The sequence below is a fragment of the Paenibacillus antibioticophila genome (assembly GCF_000455265.1).
GTDB classification, from domain to species: domain Bacteria; phylum Bacillota; class Bacilli; order Paenibacillales; family Paenibacillaceae; genus Fontibacillus; species Fontibacillus antibioticophila.
Window position 1 is genome coordinate 434,690 of record NZ_HG005139.1, and the last position, 12,536, is coordinate 447,225.

The window sequence follows — 12,536 nt, forward strand, 5'->3', positions numbered from 1 at the left end:
AAAGGCAATAAAATTGCAGGCGTGGGGGTTCGTGCGACGAAATAAGTGCCCAAAGGCAATAAAATTGTGGGTGCGGGTGCTCGTGCGACGAAATAAGTGCCCAAAGGCAATAAAATTGCAGGCGTGGGGTTCGTGCGACGAAATAAGTGCTCAAAGGCAATAAAATTGCAGGCGTGGGGGTTCGTGCGCGAATATAGTGCATAAAGTCACCTAAAGTTCATCTGAATATCGCTCGAAAGGTAATGAGGCGGAATTTAATGGCTGCCTTTAGGTAGAGTCTGATCTTGTCAACGTCTGTATTACCTACCTGAGAGTGACACTATCCTAGAACAACCAAAAGAGAAAATGGGAAGATTATAGGAGAAAATCTAGGAGAAAATTTTGGTTGCATTAGCATTCGGATTTTGCTATACTCATTTTTGCCGCTGCTTGTTGGCGATCTTTGATGTGGCCCGTTGGTCAAGGGGTTAAGACACCTCCCTTTCACGGAGGTAACAGGGGTTCGAATCCCCTACGGGTCACCATTTAACTGAATACGCGGTCGTGGTGGAATGGCAGACACGCTATCTTGAGGGGGTAGTGGGTGTATACCCGTGGAGGTTCGAGTCCTCTCGACCGCATTTCATGAACTAGGATGATTCCTGTGCAAAACAGGGATCATCCTTTTTTTGTTTTGATATTGGCTCAGCGATACATATGTCGAAAAATCTTTTCGTGATGGGTAATATTTACTATTTATCATAAATGCTCCTCCAAATGAAATATGTTCATCCGATATAGATATAAGACAATAGTTGGAGAAATTGCATCTATGTCTGACTAAGACAGGAGGTTATACATAGGAATGAGTGGAGTATGCAAAAAAGGATGGCGGGGCTGGAAGCGAGCTTGTCTGATCTGGACCGTGATATGTCTGTCAGGAAGCTTAGGAGGAGCAAGTGCTGTTCATGCCGTGGGTGCGAGGGGAAGCGAGATGGCTTCGGCAGCTATGAGCCAGTCGGATTCAGGGGTATCCGATGGAATCGTGGTTTGGCTAAGTACAGCAGCTGATGGGGAACAGCAGATTTATGCCCGTTATGAGTCAACAGGAGAGACGAAGGCATTAACCTCTCGAAAGACGAGGAAGGATGTGCCCTATATTAAGGGGACAATGGTGGTCTGGGCAGATAAGGGAGAACAAGACGCTTCCAGTACCAACTGGGATATTTACAGTTATGATCTGTCCACCGGAACAGAGCGGAAATTAAATAGCAAAGCAGGCCAGTACGCCAATCCTTCCGTGGATGAGAGCGGAGTGGTATGGGCGGACCAGCAGAAGTATGGACGCATCATTCATTATGATCCGGTCTCGGGAGCGGAATCCTCACTTGGCGAAGGGCAGTACCCGATCCTCAGTCAGGGGAGGGTCATTTTCAAAAATGCTCGTGATGGCGGATTAAGCATGATTGAGCTAAGCAGTGGAGTACACCGTCCGCTTGTTAGCCTCGGTGCGACGAATTATGTGGATTGGTTTGTGACGAATGGTGAATACGTGCTGTATAAGCAGAAAAATAGCAATCTCGAAAGTAAATATGCGATCATCTCACTTTTGGACCGTTCACTTGAGACTCAGGATTTGTCTCCCATGAGTGCCAAGGTAGAAGAGTACGCATTTATGTCGATTGGAAATTCGCAGGCAGCCTACCTGGTAAATGAAGGCGGACAGGCTGTGTTAAAGGGTGTTGATTTGGCTACAGCCAAGGTCTATTCGGTTAGAGAAGCCGAGGCAGGCGTTCAATACATTGGCTTTAACGGAGATCGCCTGCTATATGCTCAATCGGACGGTTCTTTGGGATCGCTGGAGATGAGCAAGTACAACACGAACCCTGATTCAGGCGGCGGTGAAGTGCCTTCGCCAACAGGCCCGAATAAACCAACAGAACCGAATCCAACAACCAACCCGGTGAAGAATGACGGAGGAAGCACTCTTCCAGGAACATCGGCAACCTTTGTTGTGGGATCTCAAGGGGGTGCTTTCAGCATTCTGGATGGTCAGGTCCAATTCGTGATAGCCGCAGATGCGTTCTCAAGAGATACCGAGATCAAGGTGTCGGAGATGGCTGCGAATTATTATTTGCTGAAGGATGAGAAGGGGCGTTCACTGGAAGCTGCCGGGAAGGTCTGGGATATCCAATCCGCCGGAGAATTCGGTAAAGCACAGCTTTCGCTATCCTATTCAAATGAGCCCTATTGGACAGAGCATCGGGAAAAGCTTGGTATTTACCAATATCAAGCAGCACTTGGTTGCTGGAGCTATGTTGGCGGTGTCACTGACAATTCCAACAACGGCCCATCTATTCAGACGACTATTGATTCTCCTGGAACCTATGCAGTGCTGCTGCGGAGCATTCATTTTGCCGATGTAGACACCGCTCACTGGGCTGCGAAGGAAGTAGAAGTACTTGCCGCGCGCGGTATCGTGGACGGAACGGGGGCAGATCTTTTTGCGCCGAAAAGCATCCTGACACGGGAGCAGTTCAGCAAAATGCTGGCAGGTACGCTCGGACTCGAGCCCGTATCACCGGCCGAATCCTCTTTCGGAGATGTTCCTTCCTCCAAGTGGAGTTACAGCTGGGTCGAAGCAGCAGCTGCGGCAGGCATTGTTGAAGGCGATCATGGGTTGTTCAAGCCGGAGGATGCACTTACGCGGGAGCAAATGATGGCGATGCTTGTACGTGCCGTTAAGGACCGCCTGGAAAATAACCAGACTCAAGGGACGGAGCTCAATCGATTCAAGGATCAGGAGATGATCAGTGAATGGGCTCTGCCGTTTGTGAGGCAGGCGGTGGCGTTAAAGCTTGTCGAGGGCAACGGAGAGCTTATCCAGACACGCGCTACGACAACAAGAGCCGAGGCCGCTGTAGTTCTCTACCGGTTGCTAGAGCAGCTAAATGAATTGTGATGTTGATAGATTGAGATTGAGTTGAATGGGGAGTTGCGTTTAATGAAGATGATAGAGAGCCTATTCCTGAAGAGACGCCGGTTCAAGAGCAGATCTGTTCTGGCAGGCATACTTGTGCTTATTATGCTGGTAACCTCGATGCCTTTCGTTCCTGGCATGAAGATTCAAACAGCTGAAGCCTCGACGAACTTGCGTATTTCACCAAGTGAAATCAATACCGATCTGGGCGAAAAGACCGTCATCAGCTTTAGCTTTAACGCCGCAGATAATGGTCTGGCAGAGCATGAAGTCAAGATTCAATTGTGCACACCAGGCGTGAATGGAGGAGCGCCCCAGTTAGGGCAACTGATTGCAAGCGGCAAATACCCCACCAAAAATGCTCAGGGCGAGTATATTGTGCATGAGGTGGAATGGGACGGGAAAATAAATGGTGTTCCTTTGCCGGAAGGGAAGTATTACATTGCAGTTTCTCCTGCCGACTATAACGGAATTGGCGTCTATTACGGCCAAATTGGCAGCTTTGAAATTGTGAATAGCACGCAACCGAAACCGCCGGTCTTGAGTTCCATAGAATCGGGGGCGACGGGTTCAATTACCGTTAAAGGCACCTCGGAAGCGGGAACAACAGTGAGCCTGGAGGTTGGAGATCACCTGGGCCAGCTGGTAGATACGCATACGGGAATTAAAGTCAATGGACAAGGACAATGGATGCAATCCTTGAGCGTGGGTACGGGGAAGCCGGTTCAGATCTCAGCTAGAAGTGATAATAAGGGTCAGCGCTCCAGTTATTCTGAAATCAAGGAAGTGCTTCGCATTGCCGCACCCGGCTTTCCGGTGAGCTGGAGAGCACTTGCAGGATTTTACTATAGGGCGGATTCCACAGCAGCCGTTCAAGCTTCTGTACAGGAAATAGCGGCATGGAATGGTCTGGGCAGTGTCCAAGTATCCGGCAATGTGCCAGGGACGTCAATCCTGCTGATCAATCCACAGTCGACGGGCACTTTAACCCAGAGCGACCTGGAGCAATTTACAAATGAAGCCATTAAGAAGCGGCTGCGTATCGTCAATCCATCCTGGAATGACGTGGTGGAGCCTGTGCGAGGAGACTTTGCTTACGCTGCCGATCCACTAGTCTTGCAAGCGTTAATGCCGCTCCACTTCGGCGTGTCTTATCTAAGCCGTGATCCATATCAGGGAGTGAATGGGCCGGGTTGGCATCATTCCTATGAATGGCGTCTGACTCCGGTTGACGGCAAGCAAGAGCTCATGCAGCCGGATGGCTCGCGCTTTGAGTTTATTCCTTTGGCGGGGGGAGCTTATCTGACTCCTGCAGGAACGGACTGGATGCTGAGCAAAAGCGCGAACGGGCATGCTCTAACAACTCCGCAAGGGCTTAGCTATCAATTTGATGCAAGCGGTCTGCTAACTTCTATACGTGATTTGAACGGAAATGAAATCAAGCTGAACTATCAAGGAGAGCTTCTGCAGCAAGTAACAACAGATGGGGCTTCGCTAACCCTATCCTATGGTTCAAACGACAGGCTGATCTCTGTCACCGACCATACAGGACGCAAGCTGGAGTATAGCTATGATGGCGCTGGAGATATGGTGTCTTTTACGGATGTTGACGGAGCAGTTACAAGGTTCGGTTATGATGGCGAACATCATGTCATCTCTGTTACGGATCCGGCACAAACGGCAATTATGCGAATCGCATATGATGATCATCAGCGGGTCACGAGTCTCACGGATTTTTACGGCTCTACACAGACGGCGGAATACAGCGGCAAGGTAGCTCCCGTCGTGCGGGAAGAGGAGGATGAAGCGGTATCGATCGACCCTGGCAATGGCCGGGATATCCCTGAATCCGATGTGGTCCTCTTGTCGGGTACAATGCACAATTTGCGGAATGCTCCGCCGCATCAAATTGTTCCTGGCCTGAAGCCGGTGATAAACAAATATTTGGATAATCTGTCCGAGGGAATCCGGAAGCAGATAGATAGTTATGAGGCTGCAGCTGGCTCCGGAGTCGCCGGTGACATGGATACGGTCAAGAAGATGATTACTGCGGGCGGAGGCAGCAGTCCTGTTATTGTCCGTGCCGGGCAATTGAATGTCGAAGAGGGCGTGACCTTAGGCAGTGCAAGCCAGCCGGTCATCCTGATTGCGGATGGTATGAATACGAATCAGGAGATGACAATCAGTATTTACGGCACCCTGATTCTGAAGCAAGGCTTGAATGCCAATACCAAATTGAATCTCAATGCGTATAAAGTCAACGGAAAGTACGGAAGTATTTGGGCAAAGGGTACGATTCATCTCAATAATGACTCCAATGTTAAGGTTGAAGATACGTTATATGCCGGAGTGCTAACCTATAACAGCGGCCAATTAACAGTGGATGCACCTTCAGTTATTGTGCGAGGGGACTTGTCGATCAACACTAAAGTTAAGATGAATATTGCTAGAGAAATGGTACTTGGAGGCATTGTCTCCAATAATCAGATTGCGGATCTGGTCATCAAGGGCGGAGATTTGTTCGTCCGGGATCATGTTCATGTGAATAATCAAATGTCTGTTACTGCTGGCGGAGTCTTTGCCATCGGGGGCGATATGGTTCCCAATCAAACTCCACAGGTGCGTATCGGAGCAGGGGATGGCAAGACAAATCTGACTTACCCTGAAACCCCCAGATTGACTGGGAAGGAACCAAACTATGCTGAGCTTGTGGCCGAGGCCAACCAAAAGGTAATTCTGCCCGCGACAGTCTCTGCAACACTCTTGTCTGTAAGTGAGACGAAGCAGACAGATGCGCAGGGATACGCAACGACTTATACCTGGGGGGATCGGTTTCTCCTGACCAATTTAAGCCTTCCGGACGGATCAAGCTGGCAATATGATTATGATGCCGGTCATCGATTGGCTGCTGTCACGGATGGGAACGGATATAGAACAACTGCAAGCTACGATGCCCGGGGCAATAAGCTGCTGGTTGCGGATGGCAACCGGCAATCTACTGTGATCCGGTATAACGTGCAGAATCGACCGGTAGAGGTTGTTAATGCATTGGGTGAATCTATTCTGTATACCTATGATACTGCCGGTAACTTAGTGGCGGAAGAGGATGCGCTAGGAAATAGCGTCGCCATTACAAGAAATGCCCGTGGTATAGCCACAGAGGTAAAGGATGCGCGCGGAGGCATTACGCAGTATACGGTGGATGCAACAGGGTTCGCCACCGCTGCCGTAGATCCATCCGGTTACAAGATCGAGATGGACAGGGATGCGCTGCATCGTGTCACTTCGATTCGGGACGCAAACGGCATTTTGGAAGAAATAACGTATGATGCCAAAGGACGGACGCAGGCGAGCACGGATGCTCTGCAGCAAGTACAGGAATGGCATTATGACGCCAACGGCAATTTGGTGTCCATCAAAGATCAGGCCGGTTCGGAAACCTCGCTTAGCTATGACGTATATCGCATGGCTACTGTGACGGACCCGCTCGGACATCTGAGCAATCATGTGTATGATACGGTTGGTAACATCGTGGAAGAAAGCGACGCTAATGGCGGGACAAGCCGTTATGTGTATGACGGTATGGGTCGTACGGTCGAGTTCATAGATGCGGATGGCAATAGAACGGGCTATGCGTATGATGGCAATGGCCAGGTAGAATCTATTACCGATGCTGAGGGGAATAAGACAACATATACGTACAATCATGCGGGCCAGATTTTAACCGTGAGCGATGAGATCGGCACGGTGGTGCAGTACAAGTATGATGCTGCAGGACAGCTCGTCAAAGAAACCGATGCCTTGGGCAACAGCACCTGGTACAGCTATGATGCCGCCGGGAGATTAATCCAGGAGACCGATGCCCTGGGGTATGTTACGAAGTATGCCTATGATGCTTCAGGAAATCTGATCGAGAGTACGTTGCCTGATGGAAGTACCTGGAAGACGAACTACGATGAGCGCGGGCTTGCCAAGAGCACGATTGATCCTTTGTCTCATGAGACCGTGATAGAACGGGATGGTCGCGGGCGAGTAATTTCCTACACAGATGCAGAGGGAAATGTTACAGAGTACAAGTATGATCAGCTTGGGCGCACGGAGGCAATCCGTAATGCGTTGGGATATGATACCCGCTACAGTTATAATGCCCTCGGACAGGTAACTGGATTAACGGATGAAAATGGACAGCTTACGAGCTTCAATTATGATATTTTAGGGCGCCTGACTGAGGTTGAGGATGCTGCGGGTCATCGCACGAATTATACTTACGATGCACTGGGGAACCTGCTTACCAAGACCAATCCGCTTGGAGCAGTAACGAGTTACAGCTATAATGGACGCGGCTTGCTGGAGCGCACCGTCAATCCGTTGCAGGAGATTTCAACGATCTCTTATGACGGCAACGGCAACGTGAAGTCAACGATAGCTCCGGACAATACGATAACGCAGTACGGCTATGACGGACGAAGCCGCCTTACGGAAATCAATTATGGAGATGGACAACAGGTTCGATATGGTTATGATTTGGCGGATCGTCGATTAACGATGGATGATGCCACCGGACTGACCCGGTACACTTACGATGCGTTAGGCCGGTTGACGGAAATGATTGATCCGCGCGGACAAAATGTGCGCTATGAATGGACACCAACAGGACAGCGCAGCCGCATTATTTATCCGGACAATACAGCGGTTCTCTATGAATACGATAAGGCTGGACAAATCAGCAAGGTTACGGATGCTCTGAAACAGCAGACGAACTACACATATAATCGCAACGGTCAAGTGATCAGCCGCGAGTTGTCGGGCGGTGAGCGCAGCCGCTATGAATATGATGCCTTGGGCCAGCTCATTGGCATCGAGCATCGTAATGCCGGCGGAAGTCTATTGGAGCAGCTGAGCTATGTGTATGACCCGGCAGGCAATGTTGTTCATAAGGAGCGCCTGGAGCAGGGCAAGGATGAGGATCGGCCGCAAGATGCGCCGAAGCCGGCAGATGTAGAGGATTATACCTATGATGCCCTGAATCGCCTTATTGAGGTTCAGAACCTCAATGGTTCTAAAGTAACTTATGCCTATGATGCAGCAGGTAACCGTCTGGAGAAGAGTCAGACTGGAGTAGGAACAACGATACCGGAAATAGAGTATTACAACTATGATCTGGCAAATAGACTGACTCGCTGGGAAAAAGGAACCGACTACAAGAACTATACGTACGACTTGCGCGGTAATTTACTTCAAGTTGAGGGGATTGACAGTGCTGCAGCAATGATGCGGGTAACCTCTTTGAATCCGCCGCAGAATGAAGTTGGCGTGCCGCAGGATGTATACGGGGATCTGGATTCAATTTTGCCGGATCTTTCGGGAACGCCGGATATAGTAGGCGCGGGTAATCCTCTTGAACTTGTCCCAAGCGTTGAGGCTACATTGGAGACCGATTCTTTAAGCGTGACCCAACAGGTATATGGACCTGAGGATTGGAAAGCTGGAGATGCATTCGATTCACAAATTGCTGCTGCACTTGCCGGGCCAGGAGTGCTGGAGACCTATACTTGGGATGCTGCTAACCGTCTGATTTATCACATGAACCCGGCGGGCGATCAGACCGAATATCGGTATGACGGAGACAATAACCGGAGCTTTATGGGGGTTACAATCGGCACCGGCAACCAGCAGAACCGTTATCCAACGAGTCATCCAGCAGGACAGGTAGCAGGCTGGGAAGCGCAGTATAAGAAGCTGCAAACTGATATTTATTTTACCTACGATATCACTAGTAGCCTACCTGAACCTTTGTATGCTGCTGATGTCAGCGGCAACAAATGGGAGCAATCCTATGTCTACGGAGCCGGCGGAGAGCGGATCAGCATGAATTATCTGCCGAGTGCAGATGAAAGTAATGCTTGGGAGCCAGTAGCAGGATCCAGCGGCGCAGCACCGAATACAACACCTGAAACGTTATTCTACCTGAATGACATGCTCGGCAGCACGCTCGCCCTAGTGAACCAGGACAGCGAAGTGGCGCTCCGTTACCATTACGATGAATTCGGGATAGCAGAGCAACCAGAGAAGTTCGACCTGAACTATCCGGGACCAGATAACCTGTTCGGTTACACAGGACTGGGCTACGACGCCTCAAGCGGACTCTCTTACGCAAGGGCCAGATACTTTGATTCCGGAATTGGGCGGTTTGTGAGTGAGGATACGTATCAGGGGGAACTGAATAATCCGCAGAGCTCGAATTTGTATGTGTATGTACAGAATAATCCTACTGGTTACGTAGACCCAAGTGGAAATTACTGCGTCTCTCCGGATGGTAGAAACGCCCATTATGGGATGTGTAATATCGAAAGCAATATTACAAATTACTATATTCCGGATTTTATGATAGGTGCTGGTTTTCCGGAAATCATAGATAGTAAGGTCTTAGGATATTATGATTATGATAAAAATGATGATCTGTATTTCGTTTCATCAAGCAAAGTAAGATATTCAACATTTTGGAAAGAAGCCAACTTATCTGAGGAAGCTTACTATTATGATTGGGTACTGGCAATCCCACTGGCAGACGCAGTGTTTGGATCAATGGCTAGTGTAAGATTTCCATCAACTTTTAAAACGATTACTACCAAGACGACACCTAAACAGAAGACGCCTAAACAGACGACTCCAAAGGGGAAGAGTAACGCTACAACAAATGGCAATAAAGTTATGTGGGGGAGTTGGAGCGATTATGAAAAAGTCACTGTTAATGGACAAGAATATGCTAAAGTAGGAGATAGGCTCTATTCTCGTCATGCTGTAGACAGAATGCAACCGAGCGGTAAGAGATATTCAGGGGATTCTCAAATTGTTCAAGCAGGTGGGCAAGGAAAAACCAATGATTATGGCAGAAGTGTTTCGCCGAACTATGTAGAGGATGTAATAAAAAACACTAAACCAGTAGTCCAAGAGAATGGGAACTTATCCTACACATCAGGCTCTCTTCAAGTAATCACCAATCCTCAAGGTGCAGTTGTAACAATAATAACAAAGTAGGTGAGACAAGATGGGGACTGAATCCCAAACACTTAAGGAGCTATGTGAGATGTTTCTACGACAAGAATATGATTTAGGGGATTTTCAAAGCAGGTTAGAAACTGCGGCTTTTCCCATTGAAATTGAAGTTATGAAACACAGCATTCTAAATGAACTGGAAGAAATCAGATTTACAAAGTTGGAAATGAATCATTATCGTTATGGAGCAGAGGTTGCTCAAAGACTTCTCAACATCCTGAATTAGTAATTTATCCGACCTTGATTGGCTTCACGCCTTTCAAGGTTTTTTCTTTGGTGGGGGCTACCCGGTGCCGAGTGAACTCATCATTCAACCAATAACACATATACCCCATGTAATACCCGTATGAAGATTTCGTCACGCACATCAACGCTTGAATTTTATCAACGGTATTGCTACACCAAATAGGTCGATTATGGTCAAATACCTCCATGGTAGATCTGTTTTGTGTTATCTTCGTTTTCTCGCGGATTTTTCAATATTAATGCAACTTTATGGTTAGATACCCCGATGGATATAGTGTCGAGAACATCGCAACAGTTTAACTAGGTTAGTCCGCCAACTATTATTGTCAGGACAGCAAAATTTAATGTTGCGACAGAAAAAGAAGCGACGAGCATTGTATCTAATGCAATTGAAATGGCACAATCAAAAGTATTACAGATAATAAAGGAGTTTTAGGAGATAAAGGTCAAAAAACAAATGTTGCGATGTCAAACCATTCATGAGATTTTGTCTTTCATGTGCGCCCATTATTCAAAGATTCCTATTATCTGGTAAAATGTGTTGGCACTACGCACTCCACATGTTTGATCAAAAAATAAATAAGGGGATTAGGGCAATTCCCCTAACAAGCGAATTTGGATATCCAAATTCAGTGCTTGCAGTAACGCAAGACAGCAGGTTTATATTCTATAATCAATAACCTGCCGAGAAGAAAGCTATTTATGATTGAGTTATTTATATTGACTTTTTGTCCTGACAACAATATATTATTGTCAGGACAAAAAAGCGAGGTGAAGAGATGTCCTCTAAAAAGATGGGGCGTCCTCCATCTGACAAACCCAAAAGCAAAACGATTGAGATACGTGTTGATGAGGAAACAATGAGTAAGCTTGATGCTTCCGCTGAAAAACTGAATACGTCACGTTCTGCAATTGTGCGTAAAGGGATTGAAAAGGTGTATGACGAGCTCCAAAAATAAAGAAGGAAGCAGCGAGCATCCCACGAAGAACACCGCTACTTCCTATCCCGCAACCGCTTGGATAAGCAGACTGCATAAATATGCTACCATGTGCAGGAATCTCATTCAAGCGATGCGATAAATTAATGGGAGGATGAACATGAAAACTATTCTGGAAGCCCTATACCGCGGACAAATTAACCCTGATGAGGTAATTGTTCCGTCTCAGCCAGAATACCTTTCTGTAAGCCGAAAAGTGTCAGCTCAGACGGTGCAATGGCGTGAGCGATTAGGTGAGGAAGCGTTTCGTGAGTTAGAGGAATATTTTGACCTGTGCGACAGCGCAAGTAGTATGCATGTGGAAGCTGCCTTTCTACATGGGTTCAGGCTTGGAGCGAATCTGCTTATTGAGGTAATGAGCAACCGGGAAGAGTTGGTTTCCTGATGCAGCTTTGGGTATAGATTCATAATAGATATTGCTCAACTACTGTATTTATTAATAGAAAATGTTGGATGGCATCGAGAGCATAAAAGCAATATTGGAGTGAAGAGTATAAGAACCTTTGTGGGGAAAATACAAAGGTTCTTTTTCTTGTAGCCCTCACCCGGTAACGAATGAATCAGACGGCTACGTCAAATGGACTTTATCATTATTATCCCTATGATTTTCGGTTTGTGAATGAGTATAGGGGAACTGAATAATCCGCAGAGCTTGAATTTGTATGTGTATGTACAGAATAATCCGGTGTTGTGTTTTTTACGAGGTAAACATAAAAACATGGAAAGCAGCAACAAATCGGCTTGAAAATTCACCTTCCAAGTAAAGAGTGAAGGTGGATTTTCTCATTCTATGACTTGAAAAACCACGTAAAGAAATGGAGTGCATTTCAAGTAATATATTGTTCAGACAATCAGAAAATCGATTTGACATGGTCTCAAGGCGGTTCCGATGCCCGCCGAGCTTCTTCCGTCCGGAATTCTGACCAATCGGGAGGCGATTATCGGCAAGCATGCCAAGGTGGAGCTGGACCCGAACGCCGCTGCTCGCTTTCTTGCTGTATGCGGGACAGCCCGTTCCGAAGGATGTGCGACTCAAGGAATTGAACAAGCAGGTAACAATGGAGGGAAATATTGAAAAGATATTTCCTTGCCATTTGCATTTAAGAATGAAGCGCCTAATTTAGTCCTTGTTATGATTGAAATGGCTGTCATGACATGGAGCTTCTACGGGTATGATTTCTTGCGAAAAGACGAAACCAGAAAGATACTTGGTCAATGAACAATTTTCTTATTGACTTGTTCATTGACCAAGTATATTATTGTGCTAATAAATCAGA

The 12,536-nt window shown here is 47.3% G+C and carries 6 protein-coding genes and 2 tRNA genes; all 8 read left to right on the forward strand.

Going from position 1 to position 12,536, the window contains the following annotated elements; genetic code table 11:
* The first annotated feature begins 449 nt into the window (after window positions 1-449).
* The 8 genes from TX85_RS01855 (at window position 450) to TX85_RS01890 (ending at window position 12,334) form a co-directional block, all read left to right on the forward strand.
* A tRNA-Glu gene (locus TX85_RS01855) sits at window positions 450-524 on the forward strand.
* A 13-nt stretch (window positions 525-537) separates the two neighbouring features.
* Window positions 538-620 (forward strand) — tRNA-Leu (locus TX85_RS01860).
* Window positions 621-844: 224 nt separating this feature from the next.
* A complete protein-coding gene (locus TX85_RS01865) occupies window positions 845-2,941 on the forward strand; it encodes an S-layer homology domain-containing protein (RefSeq protein WP_044477443.1) in 2,097 nt (698 codons plus the stop codon).
* A 42-nt stretch (window positions 2,942-2,983) separates the two neighbouring features.
* Window positions 2,984-9,997: an RHS repeat-associated core domain-containing protein gene (locus TX85_RS01870; RefSeq protein WP_049894754.1), complete on the forward strand. Its 7,014-nt coding sequence runs from the start codon at window positions 2,984-2,986 to the stop codon at window positions 9,995-9,997.
* Between the two features lie 49 nt (window positions 9,998-10,046).
* Window positions 10,047-10,241, forward strand: a complete 195-nt coding sequence (locus tag TX85_RS01875; RefSeq protein WP_044477444.1) for a hypothetical protein — start codon at window positions 10,047-10,049, stop codon at window positions 10,239-10,241.
* Between the two features lie 799 nt (window positions 10,242-11,040).
* Window positions 11,041-11,220 (forward strand): ribbon-helix-helix protein, CopG family, encoded by a 180-nt coding sequence (locus TX85_RS01880; protein ID WP_020432359.1) that lies wholly within the window; start codon window positions 11,041-11,043, stop codon window positions 11,218-11,220.
* Between the two features lie 139 nt (window positions 11,221-11,359).
* Window positions 11,360-11,644 (forward strand): DUF6809 family protein, encoded by a 285-nt coding sequence (locus TX85_RS01885; RefSeq protein WP_044477446.1) that lies wholly within the window; start codon window positions 11,360-11,362, stop codon window positions 11,642-11,644.
* 504 nt (window positions 11,645-12,148) lie between these two features.
* Window positions 12,149-12,334 (forward strand): SAF domain-containing protein, encoded by a 186-nt coding sequence (locus tag TX85_RS01890; protein ID WP_044477447.1) that lies wholly within the window; start codon window positions 12,149-12,151, stop codon window positions 12,332-12,334.
* Window positions 12,335-12,536 lie beyond the last annotated feature (202 nt).

Coding starts and splice junctions, on each gene's coding strand:
- TX85_RS01865 (WP_044477443.1), top strand. CDS start 845: ATGAGTGGAGTATGCAAAAAAGGATGGCGGGGCTGGAAGCGAGCTTGT.
- TX85_RS01870 (WP_049894754.1), top strand. CDS start 2,984: ATGAAGATGATAGAGAGCCTATTCCTGAAGAGACGCCGGTTCAAGAGC.
- TX85_RS01875 (WP_044477444.1), top strand. CDS start 10,047: ATGTTTCTACGACAAGAATATGATTTAGGGGATTTTCAAAGCAGGTTA.
- TX85_RS01880 (WP_020432359.1), top strand. CDS start 11,041: ATGTCCTCTAAAAAGATGGGGCGTCCTCCATCTGACAAACCCAAAAGC.
- TX85_RS01885 (WP_044477446.1), top strand. CDS start 11,360: ATGAAAACTATTCTGGAAGCCCTATACCGCGGACAAATTAACCCTGAT.
- TX85_RS01890 (WP_044477447.1), top strand. CDS start 12,149: ATGCCCGCCGAGCTTCTTCCGTCCGGAATTCTGACCAATCGGGAGGCG.